17 protein-coding genes are annotated in these 19,498 nt (G+C 71.8%); 12 read left to right on the top strand and 5 right to left on the bottom strand.

The window, feature by feature from the left end; all coding sequences use genetic code 11:
• The first annotated feature begins 23 nt into the window (after positions 1-23).
• Positions 24-710 (top strand): ribosome-associated translation inhibitor RaiA, encoded by a 687-nt coding sequence (gene raiA, locus RF640_RS09815; protein WP_017833627.1) that lies wholly within the window; start codon positions 24-26, stop codon positions 708-710.
• Positions 711-899: 189 nt separating this feature from the next.
• Complete coding sequence (secA, locus tag RF640_RS09810) at positions 900-3,614, top strand: preprotein translocase subunit SecA (protein ID WP_109222181.1); 2,715 nt, start codon at positions 900-902, stop codon at positions 3,612-3,614.
• Positions 3,615-3,717: 103 nt separating this feature from the next.
• Here secA and RF640_RS09805 read toward each other — a convergent pair whose 3' ends face one another.
• Both RF640_RS09805 and RF640_RS09800 read right to left on the bottom strand, forming a co-directional pair.
• Positions 3,718-4,239, bottom strand: coding sequence for an Rv3235 family protein (locus RF640_RS09805; protein ID WP_017833629.1), 522 nt, complete (start codon positions 4,237-4,239; stop codon positions 3,718-3,720).
• Between the two features lie 64 nt (positions 4,240-4,303).
• Positions 4,304-5,122 carry a LysM peptidoglycan-binding domain-containing protein gene (locus RF640_RS09800; RefSeq protein WP_158279205.1) on the bottom strand — a complete coding sequence of 273 codons (819 nt, stop codon included), beginning with the start codon at positions 5,120-5,122 and terminating at the stop codon, positions 4,304-4,306.
• A 210-nt stretch (positions 5,123-5,332) separates the two neighbouring features.
• Here RF640_RS09800 and RF640_RS09795 point away from each other — a divergent pair, with 210 nt between their 5' ends.
• Complete coding sequence (locus RF640_RS09795) at positions 5,333-5,896, top strand: hypothetical protein (RefSeq protein ID WP_017833631.1); 564 nt, start codon at positions 5,333-5,335, stop codon at positions 5,894-5,896.
• Between the two features lie 27 nt (positions 5,897-5,923).
• Here the strand turns inward: RF640_RS09795 and RF640_RS09790 are convergent, their stop codons facing one another.
• A complete protein-coding gene (locus RF640_RS09790; RefSeq protein WP_017833632.1) occupies positions 5,924-6,139 on the bottom strand; it encodes a helix-turn-helix domain-containing protein in 216 nt (71 codons plus the stop codon).
• A gap of 240 nt (positions 6,140-6,379) precedes the next feature.
• On the opposite strand from RF640_RS09790, the gene RF640_RS09785 reads away from it, so the two are divergent.
• From RF640_RS09785 to RF640_RS09775, 3 genes are read left to right on the top strand one after another with little or no spacing between them, the layout of a single operon-like run.
• Positions 6,380-7,033 (top strand): SAF domain-containing protein, encoded by a 654-nt coding sequence (locus tag RF640_RS09785; RefSeq protein WP_017833633.1) that lies wholly within the window; start codon positions 6,380-6,382, stop codon positions 7,031-7,033.
• Complete coding sequence (locus tag RF640_RS09780; RefSeq protein ID WP_368827669.1) at positions 7,033-8,418, top strand: CpaE family protein; 1,386 nt, start codon at positions 7,033-7,035, stop codon at positions 8,416-8,418. Before RF640_RS09785 ends, RF640_RS09780 begins: the two co-directional genes overlap by 1 nt.
• 50 nt (positions 8,419-8,468) lie before the next feature.
• The gene (locus tag RF640_RS09775) at positions 8,469-10,022 is read left to right on the top strand and encodes a sensor histidine kinase (protein WP_229588145.1); all 1,554 of its coding nucleotides are present in this window, start codon (positions 8,469-8,471) and stop codon (positions 10,020-10,022) included.
• Between the two features lie 73 nt (positions 10,023-10,095).
• On the opposite strand, the gene RF640_RS09770 is transcribed toward RF640_RS09775, so the two are convergent.
• The gene (locus tag RF640_RS09770) at positions 10,096-10,344 is read right to left on the bottom strand and encodes a WhiB family transcriptional regulator (RefSeq protein WP_017833636.1); all 249 of its coding nucleotides are present in this window, start codon (positions 10,342-10,344) and stop codon (positions 10,096-10,098) included.
• Between the two features lie 312 nt (positions 10,345-10,656).
• On the opposite strand from RF640_RS09770, the gene RF640_RS09765 reads away from it, so the two are divergent.
• From RF640_RS09765 to RF640_RS09740, 6 genes are all read left to right on the top strand, one after another.
• Positions 10,657-11,055, top strand: a complete 399-nt coding sequence (locus RF640_RS09765; RefSeq protein ID WP_017833637.1) for a hypothetical protein — start codon at positions 10,657-10,659, stop codon at positions 11,053-11,055.
• 157 nt (positions 11,056-11,212) lie between these two features.
• On the top strand, positions 11,213-12,391 hold the full coding sequence (locus RF640_RS09760) for a glycosyltransferase family 4 protein (RefSeq protein WP_017833638.1): 1,179 nt from the start codon (positions 11,213-11,215) through the stop codon (positions 12,389-12,391).
• Between the two features lie 104 nt (positions 12,392-12,495).
• The gene (glf, locus tag RF640_RS09755; protein WP_017833639.1) at positions 12,496-13,683 is read left to right on the top strand and encodes a UDP-galactopyranose mutase; all 1,188 of its coding nucleotides are present in this window, start codon (positions 12,496-12,498) and stop codon (positions 13,681-13,683) included.
• Complete coding sequence (locus RF640_RS09750) at positions 13,680-15,683, top strand: glycosyltransferase (RefSeq protein WP_242630472.1); 2,004 nt, start codon at positions 13,680-13,682, stop codon at positions 15,681-15,683. Before glf ends, RF640_RS09750 begins: the two co-directional genes overlap by 4 nt.
• Positions 15,683-16,543: an ABC transporter permease gene (locus tag RF640_RS09745; RefSeq protein ID WP_136341530.1), complete on the top strand. Its 861-nt coding sequence runs from the start codon at positions 15,683-15,685 to the stop codon at positions 16,541-16,543. The genes RF640_RS09750 and RF640_RS09745 overlap by 1 nt, the downstream gene beginning before the upstream one ends.
• A 59-nt stretch (positions 16,544-16,602) precedes the next feature.
• Complete coding sequence (locus tag RF640_RS09740; RefSeq protein WP_136341533.1) at positions 16,603-17,319, top strand: ABC transporter ATP-binding protein; 717 nt, start codon at positions 16,603-16,605, stop codon at positions 17,317-17,319.
• An 87-nt stretch (positions 17,320-17,406) separates the two neighbouring features.
• Here the strand turns inward: RF640_RS09740 and RF640_RS09735 are convergent, their stop codons facing one another.
• Complete coding sequence (locus RF640_RS09735) at positions 17,407-19,452, bottom strand: DUF6541 family protein (RefSeq protein ID WP_368827643.1); 2,046 nt, start codon at positions 19,450-19,452, stop codon at positions 17,407-17,409.
• Positions 19,453-19,498: the final 46 nt, after the last annotated feature.

Genomic DNA, 19,498 nt, shown 5'->3' with positions numbered 1-19,498 from the left:
ACCCCCGAGATTTGGAGGGCATCATGGAACTGAACGTCATGGGGCGCAACGTCGCCGTACCGGAGCGGTTCAAGGAGTACGCCGCCGAGAAGGTCGTCAAGTTCGAGGAGCTGGGCGAGAAGGTCCAGCGCATTGATGTCAAGGTCACCAAGGACCACGCGCTGCCCGGCCACCAGGGGATGGGCGTGGAGATCACGGTCTCCGGACGCGGCCCCGTCCTGCGGGCCGAGGCGCGCGGCGACGACAAGTTCGCCGCCTTCGACGAGGCCTACAGCAAGCTCCTCGAGCGCCTTCGCCGGGCCCGCGACCGCCGCAAGGTGCACCGCGGCGCCCACCGTCCCACGGCCGTTCACGAGGCCACCGGCGCCCTGCCCGTGGTCCCCAGTTCCGGGCCCATCTACACCACCGCCGCGGAGCTCGCGACCGCCGAGCAGGAGGCGTTCGACCAGAGCGTGAGCCTCACCGACGCGGTCACCCCCGTCGAGATCCGGCGCAAGCGGTTCCCGGCCTCCGAGCTGAGCGTCGACGAGGCCGTCGACCACATGGAGCTCGTCGGCCACGACTTCTACCTCTTCGTCGACAAGGAGACCGGCGAGCCCTCCGCGGTCTACCGCCGCAAGGGCTGGAGCTACGGCGTCATCAGCCTGAGCGAGAACGGCGAGGAGTCCGAGGAGAGCGTCCGGGCCTACCAGCCCGAGCCCGCCGGCTGACCCCACCCCGTGACGGCGGGCCCGTCCGGCTGGGTGCCGGCCGGGTCCCGCCCCGGAAGAGCCCGGTGGTCGCGGCCACCGGGCTCGTCCGCGCCCGGAGACCGGCACCGGCTCCCGTAGACTGGAGCGGGTGCCGGACACCCCCCCATCAGTCCCAGCACGGCAGTCGAACACGAGGAGCGTGTGCACGTGGCGTCATTCCTGGAGAAAGTCCTCAGGACCGGAGACAAGAAGGTCCTGACGAGGCTGCGGTCCTACACGACCGCCATCAACAGCCTCGAGGACGGCTTCCGGGAGCTCAGCGACGCGGAGCTGCGCGCCGAGACGGACGCGTTCCGCGCCCGGGTCGCCGACGGCGAGTCCCTGGACCGGCTGCTGCCCGAGGCCTTCGCCGTGGTCCGGGAGGCCGCGTCCCGCACCCTGGGCCAGCGCCACTACGACGTCCAGCTCATGGGCGGCGCCGCCCTGCACCTCGGGAACATCGCCGAGATGAAGACCGGCGAGGGCAAGACCCTCGTGGCGACGGCCCCCGCCTACCTCAACGCCCTCTCCGGCAAGGGTGTCCACGTCGTCACCGTGAACGACTACCTGGCCGAGTACCAGGCCAACCTCATGGGGCGCGTCTACCGGTTCCTGGGCATGGAGACCGGCGTGGTGCTGGCCAACCAGGACCCGGCGACCCGCCGCCAGCAGTACGTCGCCGACATCACGTACGGGACGAACAACGAGTTCGGCTTCGACTACCTCCGCGACAACATGGCGTGGAGCCCCGACGAGCTCGTGCAGCGCGGCCACAGCTTCGCGATCGTCGACGAGGTGGACTCCATCCTCATCGACGAGGCCCGCACCCCGCTGATCATTTCCGGGCCCGCCTCCGGCGAGGCCAACCGGTGGTACACCGAATTCGGCCGCCTCGTGCAGCGGCTCGACGCGGGCACCGACTACGAGGTGGACGAGAAGAAGCGCACCGTCGGCGTGCTCGAGTCCGGGATCGAGAAGGTCGAGGACTGGCTCGGCATCGACAACCTCTACGAGGCCCAGAACACCCCGCTCATCGGCTTCCTCAACAACGCCATCAAGGCGAAGGAGCTCTTCCGCGCCAACAAGGACTACGTGGTGCTCAAGGGCGAGGTCATGATCGTCGACGAGCACACCGGGCGCATCCTCGCCGGCCGACGCTACAACGAGGGCATGCACCAGGCCATCGAGGCGAAGGAGGGGGTCGAGATCAAGGCGGAGAACCAGACCCTCGCCACGGTCACCCTGCAGAACTACTTCCGCCTCTACGAGAAGCTCGCGGGCATGACCGGCACCGCCGAGACCGAGGCCGCGGAGTTCATGAACACCTACGGGCTGGGCGTCGTGTCCATCGAGACGCACCGCCCCCTCGTCCGCATCGACCGCCCCGACCTCGTCTACAAGAACGAGGTCGCGAAGTTCGCCGCGGTGGTCAAGGACATCGAGGAGCGGCACGCGAAGGGCCAGCCGGTCCTCGTGGGCACCGTGTCGGTCGAGAAGAGCGAGTACCTCTCCAAGCTGCTCGCCCAGCGCGGCGTCCGCCACGAGGTCCTCAACGCGAAGAACCACGCCCGGGAGGCCGCGATCGTCGCGCAGGCCGGCCGCAAGGGCGCGGTGACCGTGGCCACCAACATGGCCGGCCGCGGCACCGACATCATGCTCGGCGGCAACGCCGAGTTCAACGCCGTGGACCGGATGCGGGAGAAGGGCCTGGACCCGCAGCGGGACGCGGAGGAGTACGAGCGCGTGTGGCCGGACGTGGTGGCCGGCTGCGAGGAGGAGACCCGCGCCGAGCACCAGGAGGTGGTCGACGTCGGCGGTCTCTACGTCCTGGGCACGGAGCGCCACGAGTCGCGGCGCATCGACAACCAGCTGCGCGGGCGCTCCGGGCGGCAGGGGGACCCGGGCGAGTCCCGCTTCTACCTCTCCCTCGCGGACGACCTCATGCGGCTGTTCAACGCCGGTGCCGCCCAGCGGCTCATGGCGGGGGCGCCGGACGACACCGCGCTCGAGCACAAGATCGTCTCCCGCGCCATCGCCTCCGCGCAGAGCCAGGTCGAGGGGCGCAACGCCGAGCAGCGCAAGAACGTCCTCAAGTACGACGACGTCCTCAACCGCCAGCGCGAGGCGGTCTACCGCGACCGCCGCCGGGTCCTCGAGGGCGACGACCTCCAGGAGCAGATCGTCCAGTTCGTCGACGAGGTGGTCACCTCCACGGTCCAGGACCGCACGGCGGTCGGCCACCCCGAGGACTGGGACCTCGACGGCCTGTGGGAGTCCCTGCGCACCATCTACCCCGTGACCCTGTCGGTCGACGAGGTCGTGGAGGAGGCCGGGGGCCGCACGCGGCTCACGGCGGAGTTCCTGCGCGAGCAGATCCTCTCGGACGCCCGCCTCGTCTACGACCAGCGGGAGGAGGAGGTGGGCGCGGAGGCCATGCGCAACCTGGAGCGGCGCGTGCTGCTGTCGGTCATCGGGCGCAAGTGGCCCGAGCACCTCTACGAGATGGACTACCTCAAGGAGGGCATCGGCCTGCGGGCGATGGCCCAGCGCGACCCGCTCGTGGAGTACCAGCGCGAGGGCTACGCGATGTTCCAGGAGATGATGGGCGCGATCCGCGAGGAGACGGTCTCGACCCTGTACCGGATGGAGATCCGCCGCCAGCGCGTGGGCGCCGACGGCGGGCCCGTCGACCTGCAGATCCCGCGCCAGCCCAGCTTCCTGCAGTACACCGCGCCCGCTGAGACCGGCGGCACGCAGACCCGCACGGAGCCCACCGCGGCGGGCCGCGGCGAGGACGACGCGGACGCCGCCGCGGCGTCCGCCAACCGGGCCGGGCGCCGGGCCCGCGCCCGGGCCGCCAGCGCCGAGTCCGCGGAGGGCTGAGCCCGCCGAGGACAGGTTCCTCCCCAGGCTGAGTCCGCCGGGGGCTGAGCCTGCCGGGGACTCGGTCCGCCGGGGTCGAACGCGCCGGGGCGGGGAGGCGGGGTCAGCCGACCTCGAGCTGCGTCACGCTCCAGCCCCGCCCCAGCCGCTCCACCCGCATGGCCACGGCCCGGCTGCGCCTCGGCTCGACCACCACCAGGGCCACCTCGTAGACCCCGCGGCCCACCCGGCAGACCCGGCACCTGCGCACGTGGGGGTTCCGGTGCAGCTCCTGCAGCGCGGCCTTGCCCTCGAACTGCTCCTGGAGCAGCCGGAGCATGTCGGCGCGCTGCTGGAAGCGCTCCACGATCTCCGGGGTGGTCCAGCGGCCCAGCTGTGCCGCCGGCCGGCTCCCGCCCAGCACCTCCACGGCCGCCTGGCCGATGGAACGGGCCAGGGCCGTCACCCGGCCCAGCTCGTCCTCGGCGTCGTGGCCCAGCACACGCGTGGCGCCCCACGTGTAGCCGCCGGGGGCCGTGGGCGGCGCCGGGCGCCCCCGGCGGGCGGAGGGCCCGGCCGCCGGGCGTCCGCGCTCGGGCGCGAGCGGACGGGCAACGGGGTCGGAACCGGCGGTGGGTGCGTTCATGACGGGCCTCCTGGGAACGGTGCTGCGGTGGGTCGATGGTGGGGTGCCGCGGAGCCGGGGCGGGTCAGGGCCCCCCGGCGCCGGGCACGACGAGCCGCTGACCCGGCAGGAGCCGGTGCGGTCCGTCCGGGAGCACCGGCCGGTTCAGCTCGTACCAGCGGGGCCATGCACGGGCGACCTGCTGGTCGGAGGCCTCCGGGCCCAGGTGGGCGGCGGCCAGGGACCACAGAGTGTCCCCGCGCACGACCGTGACGGCGCCGTCCACTGTGCGCTCCGCCACCGAGGGGCCGGTCTGCGGGAAGCAGGGATCCGGATCCGTCGACGGCGCGGGGGCGGACTCCCCGCCCGGGACGGGCTCGCGGTCGGGGCCGGGTCGGGGTCCGGCACCGGGGGCGGGCGCCGGGCCCGGTGCCTCCGGGGCGGGGGTCGTCTCCTCCGGGGCGGACGTCGTCCCCTCCGCGGCGGGGGCCGGCTCCTGCGCGGACGCCCCGGCGCCCCAGAACGGGGAGGGTGCATCGACGGCGACCGCCGCCGGGGCCGCGAGCAGCTGCAGGCCCAGTGCCGTGGCCGCCGCGCGGCGCAGCAGGGCGGGGGAGCACCGCCCGCAGATCCCGGCCAGGCGCTCCCAGCGGTGGTGACCTGCCAGCACCGCGAGCACCGCCAGGGCGGTGGCCAGGATCCAGGCCGCCACCACGGCGCAGCCGAGCACGGCCGCCGCGAGCCCGATCAGCGCCCCGGTGTCCGGGCCCCCGCCGGTGCGGACGCCGCCCGCACCGGCCAGGGCTGCGCCGCAGGCCGCGGTGGCCGCACCCAGGGCGGGCACCAGGAGCACAGACCACAGCGGAGCGGACGCGGTGCTCGCAGATCCTGGGGTGCCGATCATCTGATCTCCCTGAAAGTGAGCTTTCATGTCGTTTGACAGCATTTGTTGCTGTTTGACGTCGTGAAGCATTGCTAGCACCCCCTGGGTGCCGGTGTAAAGGTCTCAGCGGCCCGCGGTGGACATGACGTTCCTTGACGAGGGCAGGGCGGACGCCTACGTTGAGGCCCTGCGCGACCGGACGGCCCGGGAGCCGGAAGGGGAGGCCCTGCAGTGCGCTGGGAGCAGCTGTTCGCGGACCTGGAGGCGCAGCTGGCCTCCGCGCACCAGCAGGGCGTGGAGGAGGAGGCGGCGGAGCAGGCCCGCGCGGAGTACTCCCGGGTGCGCCTGACCGACCGGCTGCGCCTCCGGCAGGGCGAACCCGTTCGGGCCCTGCTCACCGGTGCCGTCCCGCTCGAGGGCCGGGTGCGCACGGTGGGCGCCGGCTGGGTCGTCCTCGAGGACCGGGGCACCGAGCACCTGGTGCCGCTGGGAGCCGTCCTGTGGTGGGAGTCCCTCGGCCGGGGGTGGGCGCCCGGTGACGACCCGCTGGCCCTGCGGCTCGGCCTGGGGCACGCGCTGCGCGCCCTGGCCCGGGCCAGGGCCGGGGTGCGGATCCGGCTCGCCGGCGGTGGACCGCTGGGCGAGCTCGAGGGGACGGTCGACCAGGTGGGCGCGGACTTCTTCGACCTGGCCCTGCACCCCGACGACGACTACCGCAGACGGGGCAGCGTGACCGCGCTGCGCGCCGTGCCGTTCCCCGCGCTGGTCTGCGTCTCCTCGCTCACGGCGGGGTGAGACGGTCGGCGGCGGCGTCCCGGTGGATCAGTCGAGCGCGCCCGAGCGCACCGCCTCCGCCGTCCGCTCGTAGCCGCGGGCGATGTACTCCTCCAGCTTGGCGGTCTCGACGCGCCACTGGCCGCGGCCGCCCACCTGGATGGCGGGCAGCTCCCCGCTGCGCACGAGAGCCCTCGCCTGCGTCGCCGAGATGTTGAGGATCTCGGCGACGTCCGCCAAGGTCAGGAAGCGCTGCTGCGCCATCCTCCGCCTCCTTGCTCGTGGTTGCTCTCCCGTTCCAGTCTGCCACCGAAGAGGCGCAACGGCTCCCCGTCCACATGCGGCGTCGCCACCGCCCGCCCCGGGCGGGCACGGGTGGCCGGGGCGCGCCTCCTGTCCCCAGTTGTGCACCGACCGGTTCCCGGGGCACCACGGCCGCGGGCAGAATGTGGGCCACGAGCACGGTCCCCACGGCCGTGCGGGCAACGAGAGAGGCGGTCGCCGATGAGCGGCACGGTCAGGGGCACGGACGCCCCGTCGGCCCGGTTCCGGAGACCGACCTGGCGGGACCCGAGGCTGCTCACCGGGCTGCTGCTCGTGCTGCTCTCCGTCGCCGGGGTGACCGCCGTGGTCACCGCCACGAACCGCACGGACCCCTACCTGGCGGCCGCCCGGGACATCGAGGTCGGCCAGGACGTGACCGGGGAGGACCTGGTGGCCGTCGACGTCCGGCTGCAGGACGCGGCGGACCTCTACGTCCCTGCGGACGCGGCACCGGGGCCGGGCACGGTCGCGACGCAGCGGATCCCGGCGGGCCAGCTGCTGCCAGGGTCCGCGCTGGGCACCGCGGACCGGCTGGACCGCAAGCCGGTCGCCGTCCCGGTGGACCATCCGCTGCCCCAGGACGCCGGGGCGGGAACGCGCGTGGACGTCTGGGTCGCCGCCCAGAAGCCCTCCGGCCGCGGCCACGAGCCGGCCCGCCTGCTGCTCCCGGCGGCCGAGATCGCCGGCGTGCAGACGGAGCAGACCGCCCTCGGCGCGGGCCGCGGCACCGTGGTGCACGTCCTGGTCGAGGAGGACCCGATGGAGGAGCTCGTGGACGCGCTCGGCAACGACGCCCGCGTCACGCTCGTGTGGAATCCCGCGGGCGGCCGGTGATGGTCCTCCCGGTCATGGCCCTGGGGGTCTCCACCTGGCCCCTCGTCGACGGCATCGAACGGCTGCACGGACCGGTCACGGTGGTCCGCCGATGCCTCGACCTCACGGAGCTGCTGGCCGCGGCGCGCGCCGGACTCGGCCGGGCCGCCCTCGTGGCGGAGGGCGCCGAGGACCTCACGGCGAGCCTGCTCGAGCAGATCCGGCTCGGCGGCGCGGCGCTGCTGGTGCTGGAGGGCCACGACCACCGCCGCCTCGCCGGTCTCGGCGCCGTGGTCGTCCCGGAGCGGGCGGCCCCCGAGGACGCCGCCCGCCTCGTCGAGGAGGCCGTCGCCGCCGCGTCGGGCGCACCGAGCGGGGTGGGCTACGCCGACGTCGTCGCGGCGGGCCGCGCCGACGGAACCGCCGCCGTGCCCGGCGCGCCCACCCCCGCCCCCGCGGCCGGCGGGCACCCGCAGGAGGAGGACGGCGACGGCGCCGAGTCCCCGGCGCCCCGCGGCGCCGGGCGGATCGTGGCGGTGTGGGGGCCCACCGGAGCACCGGGCCGGACCACGGTGGCCGTCAACCTCGCCGCGGAGCTCGCGCTCCTGGGGCAGGACACCGCACTCGTCGACGCGGACACCTACGGACCCTCGGTGGCCGCGGCCCTCGGGATGCTGGACGAGGCGGCGGGTCTCGCCCAGGCGTGCCGGCTCGCCGACCAGGGGCGGCTGGACGGGGCGAACCTGCGGCGGACGGCCGCCGACGTGGCCGTCGCCGGGCGCACCGTCCGGGTGCTCACGGGGCTGACCCGTCAGGACCGCTGGCCGGAGCTGCGCTCGAGCGCCGTGGCGGCGGTGCTGGAGCGCTCGGTGCAGGAGTTCGGCACCACGGTGGTGGACTGCGGCTTCGCGCTGGAGGCCGACGAGGAGCTCACCGTCGACACCATGGCTCCCCGCCGGCACGCGGCGGCCCTCACGGTCCTGGAGCGCGCCGACGTGGTGGTGGCAGTCGGCGCCGCGGACACCATCGGCGTGCCGAGGCTGCTGAAGGCGCTGCCGGACGTCGCCGCGGCCGCGCCCGGGGCCCGGCTCGTCGTCGCCGTCAACAAGCTGCGCCGCTCGGCGGCGGGACGCTCACCCGAGCTGGGGGTCCGGGAGGCGTGGGCGCGGTTCGGCTCCGCCCCGTCGGTCGAGCTGTTCGTGCCGTGGGACCCGGAGACCTGCGACGAGGCGCTGCTGGCCGGGGCCGTCCTCGCGGAGACCGCGGCGGGATCCTCCGTGCGGGCCGCGCTCCGGGAGCTGGCCGGCCGGGTGCTCGCCGAGCCCGGGGAGGCGGGGGCGGACGAGGACCCGCTCGTGCGCGGTACTAGGCTGGGCGGCAGGATCGGGGCCTGGCTGCGGCGCTGATCGCGGGGGCGCCGTCCGGCCCCTCCCCACCTGCGACCACCGGAGGCGACGTGGCGTTCACGGAACCGCTCAGGGACACCAAGGACTTCGGGCCCGGGGACTACGAGTGGCTCCACCTGCTCGTGGGGGACTGGCAGCTCATCTCCGACCTCGCCTTCGGCGATCTGATCCTCAGCTTCCCGGCCGACTACATCCCGGCCGCGGGCAGCGGCAACGGGCGAGGCATGCCGGCCCCCGGCAGCTCGTTCCGGGTGCTCGCCCACGTGCGGCCGGCGACGGGTCCCACGGTCTTCCACAAGGACATGGTGGGCGAGCTGCTGCCCGACGAGCTGAGCGGGCCCCTGCGGGCCGCCTGGGTCGGCCGGCGGATCGAGCGGGTGCGCCCGTCGGGGGAGGGGGCCGGCGCCTCCGGCCCGGTCAAGGTGGTCCCGCTCGTGCGCAAGGGGCGGACGCTCGCCCTGCTGACCCTGCACGCCGGACGGGCACCGGGTCAGGTGGTCTCCCGGCAGGAGATCGTCTACCGCGAGACCGCCGACGCGCTGCTGCGGATGGCCAACGAGGGCCTGTGGCCGGACTTCTCCGCCCCGACGGGCTCGCGCCGCGGCGCCCCGCGCGTCGGGGACGGCGCTATCCGGCTCGACGCCGAGGACCGCGTGACCTACGTCTCGCCCAACGCGGAGTCGGCGCTGCGCCGGCTGGGGATCGACGGGGAGCTGCTCGGGGAGCGGCTCATGGACCTCGTGCCTCCCGTGCTGGTGCCGGGGGCGGACTCGGACGAGACCCTCGCCCCCGTGCTCAGCGGCCGGACGGCGTGGCGCAGCGAGGTGGAGGGCGCGCGCGTGAGCGTGAACTTCCGCTCCGTCCCGCTGCGGGACCGGTCCGGACGGCTCGGCGCGGTGCTGCTCTGCCGGGACGTCACCGAGCTGCGCCGCCGGGACCTGGAGCTCGTCTCGAAGGACGCGACCGTGCGGGAGATCCACCACCGCGTCAAGAACAACCTGCAGACGGTCTCCGCGCTGCTGCGCCTGCAGGCCCGGCGGATGACCACGGACGAGGCGCGGCACGGGCTGGAGCAGGCCATGCGCCGGGTCGCGACCATCGCGATGGTGCACGAGACGCTCTCCCAGGGGTTCACGCAGAATGTGGACTTCGACGAGCTCATCGCCCGGCAGTTCCGGCTCGCGGCGGAGGTGGCCGCGCCCGAGCAGACGGTGCACACGCGGATCATCGGGGAGTTCGGGGAGCTGCCGACCCGCCTGGCCACCCCACTGGCGCTCGTGATCAACGAGCTCGTCACGAACGCGGTCGAGCACGGCCTCGCCGGGCGGACCGGCACGGTCACCCTGGAGGCGTCCAGGGTGCGGGACGAGGACGGCGCCGGTCAGCTGCTCGAGGTGGTGGTGAGCGACGACGGCGCCGGGATGGGCGACGTGGTCATCGAGGAGTCCGGGGTCGGCGCCTTCCGCAGGGCGGGCGGCGGCGAGGGGCTCGGGATGCAGATCGTGCGCACCCTCGTGGCGGGCGAGCTCGGGGGCTGGATCCGCTGGGAACCGCGGCAGGGCGGGGGCACCGAGGTGACGGTGTGCGCCCGCCTCGACGACTGATCCGGCGAGGGCCCGGGAAGCGGCGAGGACCGGGACCCCGCAGGGTTCCCGGTCCTCGGTGCGAGCGGAGCGCTCAGGAGGCGCGGCGGGCGCGGGCGGCGCGGCGCTTGAGGGCGCGGCGCTCGTCCTCGCTCATCCCGCCCCAGACGCCCGCGTCCTGGCCGGACTCGAGGGCCCACTGCAGACAGGTGTCCATCACCGGGCAGCTGCGGCACACGGCCTTCGCCTCCTCGATCTGCAGGAGAGCAGGTCCGGTGTTGCCCACGGGGAAGAACAGCTCGGGATCCTTCTCCAGGCATGCTGCGCGACTACGCCAATCCATGGTCAGCGATCGCTCCTTTCAAGGGTGGGTCCCGTCGGGGCAGGGCAGAAGGATCCTGCGGCGGCCGCGTCCGGGACAAGAGAAAAGGCCCATTCGCACGGGCCTTGTGAAGAACTGACGTCCACCTTCCCACGCCGGAGGGGTGCGGACAAGGGCTTTGGGTGGCGCGTCACAGCCGGGTCGGTGAGGCGTTGCTCACAGGACGCCCGGGGCGGGCCGCCGCACGATCCGCACGGCGGGCCGCGCCGGCGGCGGGCGGACTAGGGTGGCGGGGAGCGCCGGGGCCCGCCGCCCGGCCGGAAGGAGAACCCCATGCCCACCCCCTCCCGGGACGCCCGGCCCCGCGCGGTCGCGGTCCTGACCGGCGTGGTGCTGCTCGAGGCCCTGGTCCTCGCCGGGGCCGCCCTGCGGCTGGTCTGGTCCCTCCTGTTCGAGGAGCCCCTGACCGTGGGCGGAACGGTCTTCCTCGCGGCGGTCTTCGCCGGGGGCGCCCTGTGGCTGCTGCGCGTGGGCCGGGGCCTCTGGCGCGGCTTCCGGTGGCCCCGCGCGGCCGCGCTCGTGGTCCAGCTCTTCCTCCTGGTGCTCGCCTACCCCCTGCTCCGGTCGGGGCAGTGGGGGCCCGGGCTCGCGACGGCGGTGCCGGCCGTCCTCGTCCTCGTCCTGCTCTTCCGACCGGGCGTGCTGGCGTGGACCAGCCGCACCGTCCGGTGAGCGGGTCCGCCCGGCCGGTCCCCGCGGCCCCGGGGCGCGCCCGCCCGGGACGGCCGGGCAGGACCAGTACAGTTGGAGCGCCCGTGCCCGCCGTCGTCGTGCCCGGCCCCCGTCCGTTCCGTCCCCTCCCGTCGAGCAGCTCCGAACAGGTGGTCCCGTGACTCCCCGCCGCATCGTCATCGTCAGCCGCATCTTCGCCCCCGAGCCGGCCGCCGCGTCCTTCCGGCTGCGGGCCCTGGCCCGTGGCCTGACCGAGGCGGGGGCGGAGGTCACGGTCCTCACCACGCGCCCGCCCGCCGGGTCCGTCATCGAGCCGGAGCCCTACGACGTGCGCCGGTGGCCCGTCCTGCGCGACCGGTTCGACTACGTGCGCGGGATCGTCCAGTACCTCAGCTTCGACGTCCCCGTCCTCTTCCGGCTGCTGGCCACCCCGGCCGACCTCGTGGTCAGCGAACCGCCCCCCACCACGGGGATGGCCGTGCTCGTCTCCTCGCTCCTGCGGGGCCGTCCCTACGTCTGGTACGCCCCCGACATCTGGACCACCGCCGCCGAGAAGATGGAGGTCTCCGCGCCGGTGAAGCGGGCCATGCGCGTCATGGAGACCCTCGCGGCCCGGCGGGCCGCGGGCGTGCTCACCGTGTCCGAGGCCATGGGCCGCGAGCTGCAGTCCGTCACCGGCGTGGCCTGGGAGAAGGTGCTCGTGGCGGAGAACGGCATCGACACCGACGTCTTCCGCCCCGACGGACCGGTGGCCGAGCCCGGCGCCCCCTACTTCGTCTACGCCGGGTCGATGTCCGAGTGGCAGGGCGCCGACGTCTTCGTCCGCGCCATGCCCCGCGTCCTCGAGGCCCACCCCGACGCCCGCCTGCGCTTCTTCGGCAGGGGCTCCGACATCGACCGCGTCCAGGAGATCGCCGAGCGGCTCGCCCCGGGGAGCGTGCTCTTCGAGGGGCTGCGTCCCGCCGCCGAGACCGCGGAGTGGACCCGGGGGGCCGTCGCCGCCCTGGGCGCGGTGCTCCCGGGCATCGGCTACGACTTCACCAAGCCCACCAAGATCTACGCCGCCGCCGCGTGCGGGACGCCGGTCGTCTACGCGGGGGCGGGGGTCGCGGCCGAGCTCGTGCAGGACAACGGCCTGGGCGCGGCCGTCGACCACGACGCCGACGCGGTGGCCGAGGCCATGATCGCCGCCCTCGACCGCCGGCTCGACCCGGCGCTGGCCGAGGACAACGACCGGGAGCGCCGCCGCCGGGCCGCATGGGCGGCCGAGAACGCCTCCCTGGCGGCCTCCGGTCGCCTCGCCGCCGAGTGGCTGCTCCAGGGCTTCCCCGACTGATCAGGTACTTTGGTACGCAGCGCACGCCCGGCGCGCCCGTGCCGCCCCCTCACCGGCCGGACGCCGGCCGGGCCCACCAGGACACCAACCCCAGGAGTTAGCCCGTGAACGCAGATCTCGTCGTCGTAGGGTCCGGCCTGTTCGGCCTGACCGTGGCCGAGAGGGCCGCCAACGAGCTGGGCCTCGACGTGGCCATCATCGACCGGCGGCACCACATCGGTGGCAACGCCTACACGGAGAACGAGCCCCAGACCGGGATCGAGGTGCACCGCTACGGCGCCCACCTGTTCCACACCTCCAACGAGCGGGTCTGGGACTACGTGAACCGGTTCACCGACTTCACGGACTACGTGCACCGGGTCTACACCCGGCACCACGACGAGGTCTTCCCCATGCCGATCAACCTCGGCACGATCAACCAGTTCTTCCGCGCGGCGTACTCGCCGGCCGAGGCCCGGGCGCTGATCCAGGAGCAGGCCGGGGAGCTCGCGGGGACGGACCCGCAGAACCTCAACGACAAGGGCATCCAGCTCATCGGCCGGCCGCTCTACGAGGCGTTCATCAAGCACTACACGGGCAAGCAGTGGCAGACGGACCCCAAGGACCTGCCCGCCTCGATCATCAACCGGCTCCCCGTGCGCTACACCTACGACAACCGGTACTTCAACGACAAGTACGAGGGCCTGCCGGTGGACGGCTACACCGCGTGGCTCGAGCGCATGGCGGACCACCCCAAGATCGACGTCCGGCTGGACACCGACTTCTTCGACGAGGGCCACGACTACTCCCGCTCCGCCGTCTCCGGGCAGGTCCCGGTCGTCTACACGGGCCCCGTGGACCGGTACTTCGACTACGCCGAGGGCGACCTCTCGTGGCGGACCATCGACCTGGAGCAGGAGGTCCTGCCGATCGAGGACTTCCAGGGCGCCCCGGTGATCAACTACCCGGACCCCGACGTCCCCTTCACCCGGATCCTGGAGTTCCGCCACTTCTACCCGCAGCGGGACTACACCACGGACGCCACGGTGATCATGCGCGAGTTCTCCCGCTTCGCGGAGAAGGGCGACGAGCCGTACTACCCGGTCAACACCTCGGTGGACCGCGAGAAGCTGCTCAAGTACCGCGACCTCGCCCGCGGCGAGGACAAGGTCCTGTTCGGCGGCCGCCTCGGCACCTACAAGTACCTGGACATGCACATGGCCATCGGGGCCGCGCTGTCCATGGTCGACAACAAGCTCAAGCCCCACTTCACCGGCGGGGCCACCATCGAGAGCGGGGGAGTGGACGCGTGATCGCGACGACCCAGGACACCACCCAGGACGACACCCGAGCGCGGCTGAAGCCCCTGCAGCGGGTGATCCTGCCCACCCTCAGTCAGTCGGACACCGCCGCCCTGTACCTGGACTCCGGGACAGTGGCCGGAGTGAAGACGGGCACGACAAGCGGCGACCGCGAGAAGACGCCGGCCACCGTCGTCGCCGCCGGGATCGGCGACACCCACCTCGAGGACGTCATCGACAGACGCTCCACCGTCATCCGTGCGGGCAACCGCGTCTCGTTCGCGACCTACTTCAATGCGTTCCCCGCCAGCTACTGGCGTCGGTGGACCACGGTGGACAGCATCCGCCTGAGGGTCGAGCTGGAGGGCGAGGGCACCATCATCGTCTACAAGTCCAATGCCCGCGGTGCGCTGCAGCGTGTGGATAGCCGCCGGATCAGCGGTCAGGAAACCGCAGAGTTCGACCTCTCCCTCAAACCCTTCGGCGACGGCGGCTGGTACTGGTTCGACCTGGTGGCCGGCGCCTCCGAGCTGCTCATGCGCCGGGCGGACTGGATGGGCCCGGACAACGGCAAGACCCCCGGCACGGTGACGATGCAGATCACGACGATGAACAAACCGTCGTTCTGTCTCAACAACGCCCGACTCATCGCGGAGAACCCCGAGATCCTGCAGCACCTCACGGAGCTGCTGATCGTCGACCAGGGCACGGACAAGGTCCAGGAACAGGCGGACTTCGAGGAAGTCGCCGAAGGCCTGGTGGGCAAGCTCCGGATCATCAACCAGGCCAACCTCGGCGGATCCGGCGGCTTCTCCCGCGGCCTATACGAGTCCGTGCAGAACGGCAGCGACTACGCCCTGCTGTTGGACGACGACGTCGTGATGGAGCCCGAGTCCGTGCTGCGACTGCTCACGTTCGCCGACTACTGCCGCAAGCCCACCATCGTGGGTGGGCACATGTTTGATCTCTACAACCGGACCGTGCTGCACACCTTCGGCGAGATAGTCAACAAGTTCCGCTTCCAGCCCGACCAGCCCCACGCCGAGCAGGTGCTGGGACACGACCTGGCCCAATCCAGTCTCCGTAACACGCCCTGGTTGCACCGTCGCGTCGATGTGGACTACAACGGTTGGTGGATGGACCTGATCCCCACGCAGGTCATCCGTGACATCGGATTGTCACTGCCGGTGTTCATCAAGTGGGACGACGCCGAGTACGGGTTGCGAGCCGCCGAGGCCGGATACCCGACCGTGTCGCTGCCGGGTGCCGCTGTCTGGCACGTCTCGTGGATCGACAAGGATGACCTGGTCGGATGGCAGGCCTACTTCCACGAGCGTAACCGGGTGATCGCGGCGTTGCTCCACTCGCCCTATGAACGCGGTGGGCGCCTGCTCCGCGAGTCCGGTTACCTGGACGTCAAGCACCTGATCTCGATGCAGTACTACACCGAGCACGGTCGGATCATGGCGTTGCAGGACATCCTGGCCGGCCCCGACCAGCTTCATGACATCCAGCCCCTGCGCATCAAGCAGATTCGCGGACTGGCCGCCGAGTACACGGATGCCCAGTTCGAGACCGATGTCGAAGCCTTCCCGCAGCCCAGGATGGCGAAGCCGCCGCGCCACGGCAAGGGCTTCCGGGCGCCGTCCTACCGTTCTCTCGCACCGTGGGCGGCGAAGACGCTCGCGAAGCAGCTCGTGCGCCCGGTTCCTTCCGAGCACGAGAATCAGCCCCAGGCGCACATCGCCCACCAGGACAACAAGTGGTGGAGGATGTCCCAGTACGACTCCGCAGTGGTCTCCAACGCCGAGGGCACCGGTGTCTCCTGGTACAAGCGAGATCCGGAGCAGCTGCGCCGGAAGCTGGGCGCGGCCGCGAGGCTCCATTGGCGACTGCTGCGCGAGTGGCCGCAGCTGCGCTCCCGCTACCGCGAGGCCTTGCCTCGCATCACCTCGTTCGACGCCTGGCGGGCAAGTTTCGAACGACACACCGAATCGGAAGTGCGGCGCTGATGACGGCGAGCTCCGAGGAGCTGAAGGCCCCAGGGCAGGGCCTGGGAATGATGGACGTCCTGAGGCACCGGTTCCTTCTGAAACTGTTGGTGCGCAAGGAAATCCAGGTGCGCTACCGAGGCTCTGTGCTGGGGCTGTTCTGGTCGTACGTCAGACCAGGGGTGCAGTTCCTCGTCTTCTATCTCGCGCTGGGCGTGTTCCTAGGGCTGCAGCGCGGTATGGAGAACTACGCGGTGTACCTGTTCTCGGGCATCGTCCTCATCAACTTCTTCGGTGAGGCGTTCGGCAACGGGGCGCGGGCCATGGTGGCCAACGGAGCGCTGATCAAGAAAATCTACTTGCCGCGTCAATTATTCTCCGCCTCGACGGTGTGGGTGGCGTTGATTCACTTCGTCCCACAGCTGGCGGTGCTGCTGCTCGCCTGCTTCATCGTGGGCTGGCACCCCGAGGTCGTCCAGTTGGTCGCGGCGGTCGTGGCCGTGGTGATCATGGTCCTCCTCTCCACGGGACTGGGCATGATTTTCGGGGCGGCCAACGTGTTCTTCCGGGACTCGGAGAACATCGTGGACCTGCTGACCATGATGGCCACCTGGATGTCCCCGGTGCTCTATGTATGGACCATGGTTCCCGCCGAGCTCGGGGAGGAACTGTTCCGCCTGTACATGCTGAACCCCATCACCGTGGCCGTCGAACTCTTCCACTATGCCTTCTGGTTGCCCACCACGGCCGGCACCGCCCCCATCCCCCCGCATCTGCTGTCGCTGTGGACCCCCGTGGCGCTGCTGATCTCGGTCGCTCTCCTGGCTCTGGGGAACTTCATGTTCCGCAGGCTCGAGGGCCGTTTCGCCCAGGAGCTCTGAGCACGATGTCCGACCTCTCGCACAGCGCCAAGCACCAGACGGAATCGACGCTCCGTGAGATGATCGTCGCCCGGCACGTGGACAAGCAGTTCGTGCTCCGGCATACACGGTCCATCAAGGAGGCCTTCGTTTGGTTGGTCAAGGGACGCAAAGGCGACCTCTCCGAGAAGTTCCATGCCTTGAGCGACGTCAGCTTCTCCGTCAAAGAGGGGGAGACCGTGGCGTTACTCGGGCTCAACGGCTCGGGCAAGTCCACGTTGCTCAAACTGATTTCCGGGGTCATGCTGCCCGACGAGGGTGAGGTCCTCACCCGGGGGCGCGTGGCGGGGCTCATCGAGGTGGGGGCGGGATTCCACCCGGACCTCACCGGACGTGACAATGTCTACCTCAACGGTTCCATCCTGGGGATGACGGAGCAGGAGATCGAGGAAAAGTTCGACTCCATCGTGGAGTTCTCTGAGATCGGCGAGTTCATCGACACTGAGGTCAAGTTCTACTCTTCCGGGATGTACCTGCGCCTCGCCTTCGCCGTGGCGATCCACACGGACCCCGACGTCTTCCTCATCGACGAGATTCTCGCTGTTGGCGATGCGCCCTTCCAGCACAAGTGCCTGGACAAGATCCGTGCCCTCGCCCGGGAGGGCAAGACCCTCGTCGTGGTCAGCCACGACCTGCCGGTGGTCGAGCAGATCTGCGAGCGCGGCGTGCTCCTGGAAAAGGGCCGCGTGGTCATGGACGGACCCGTGAGGGACGCCGTGGCGCGGTTACGTGGCTGACGACGCCTCCGTCAAGAGGCACGAGGCCTGACGGCACGGCCTGGGCCCACCCGACCGGGTCGGAGCTCGCGCCGTGCACCGGCTGGGTCAGGGGCCGGAGCAGCCGGTGATCTCGAACAGGCGGGCATCGGGGGCGGTCTGGTCGACGAGCGTGAACCCACTGAGCGGGTCGAGCTCGTCGATTCCCTCGTAGGCGTGCTGGTGCCCGTGCACTTCGCGGTCGCCGAAGTCCAGGACGTAGCGCACCCCCGTGCGCTCAACGGTCCGACAGACATCGGGGCGGGAGGTCATCTTGTCCAGCGCCTCGTTGAGGAGCTGGACATCCGCCGAGCGGTTGAGCCTCGGATGGGGGTCCAGCACGGTCCTTCCCGACAGCGCGTAGGCCAATCCAGCACCGGTGTAGGGGTTGCCCAGGATGACGGCGTCCTCGGGAACCGTCTCGTCCAGGCGCTGGAGCAGTGCCAGCTCGTCGGTGTCGAGCAACGGGGACCGGTCGTCGAGCCGGTAGGCCGCGGAGCCGTTGGCGACGACCGCGGAGATCGCCTCGCCCTGGGTCGGCAGGAAGCCGAGCAGTGAGAGCACCGGCACGGCAACCAGGGCCGGCCAGCCGTGAGCTGTCCGGGCGCGGGCGCTGCGGACTCGTGCGGTGCCCCAAAGGTTTTCGGCCTGCCCGATGGACCACTCGTACGCGGCCACCGCGCCGGCCACTGCCACGGGCACGGTCAGCGCGGCGATGATGGCCGACAGCCGGTTGAAGTCGTTGTACCAGATCCCCACCACCGCGTAGCGGGTCTCGAAGTCGGGCTCGGAGGAGGAGACGACGAACAGCCACAGGCCGATCGCCCACAGCACCATGAACCACCAGCGCCCCGAGCGCAGCAACGCCGCGAGGCCGAGCATGGTGAGCGCCGCGAAGGCCCATGCGGCGGGCCCGCCGGGCGGGGCGCCGTGCATGGCCTCACCGAGGGCCTGGGCACCGGTCTGGTAGGGCTGCCAGACGTTCGCTGTCGCCGTCCCCGAGCGGCCCGCCGACCACAAGGTCCGCAGCAGGAACCAGTAGGCGACCGTCAGCGCGGTCAGCGCTGTCAGCGTTGCCAGGGCGTTCACCGGGCGGAGGTCGTGCCTGCGCCGCACGGCGGATCGCACGAGACCGGCGATGAGCAGCGGCACGGCCAGGGCCATCGCGAGCAGCAAGGACGAGGGATGGGCGAGCCCCACGGCGCCCGCGTTGGCCAGCAGGGCAACGACGACGCGGCCACGCGGGTTGACGTCGGCCTCGGCCGTGAAGTCCATGAGCTCAATGAGCAATCCGAGCAGCACCGGCAGGAGAATGATCGAAAGCATGTTCGGGTAGAGGACCCCGAAGTTGAGCAGGTGGTACGGGAAGGCCGCGGCGGCGGCAGAGAGCAGCCCTGCGGACAGGTGCACGGCCGGCCGGTCGCCGAAGAGCCGGGTGGACAGGTAGATGATGGCCAGCGGCCACGCCACCGCTGCGATCACGATGTTGACCACGTTGACGCCTACGGGGATCGACTGGTCCGTGGTCGCCACGACGAGCGCGACCAGATCGTGCCATGCGGCGGGGTAGAAACGTGATTCTACGACGCCCAGCCCGCCCATGGTGAGCGTGTTCCCGTTGCCGCTGTCCAGGATGTACCGAATGGCATTGAGGTGAAAGTTGTTGTCGTAGGTCTGGGAGAAGTTCTCAGGGTCGCCGAGCATCCAGTACATGGCCCGTCCGATGATCGCCGCCCCGATGGCGGTGCCTGCGGCGATCGGCCACCACGGCGTGGACCGCGCTGCTCGCACAGCATGCGATCCGGCGCTCTCCGGTGCCTGGCCGGACGGCACGGCCGCGCTCGCCGGGCGGGCCCGACGGACGACGAGGCGATTGGCGAGCCACAGGAGGAACGTGGCCGCGAGCACGAGCAGCGCAAAGGTCAAGGGCGTGAACGGTATCGACAGGATGTCCGCGATGACGGCTCCGCCGCCGGCGCCGGCCACCGTGAACGGGAACACCGAGGCCCACCGGGCGGTGCCGCGCAGTCCTAGGGCCCAGGTCAGGAGCATCCCTGGGAGGGCGAGCCCAATGATGCACAAGAGAGTGAGTGCGGCGAACGCGGGCCAGGACATGGGCTGGGGACTCCTGAGGACGGGGCAGGGCGGGGGACCGGCGAGG

Source organism: Kocuria sp. CPCC 205231 (assembly GCF_040980965.1).
Classification (GTDB): Bacteria; Actinomycetota; Actinomycetes; order Actinomycetales; family Micrococcaceae; genus Kocuria; species Kocuria rosea.
This window is presented reverse-complemented; position numbering and strand designations above follow the sequence as displayed.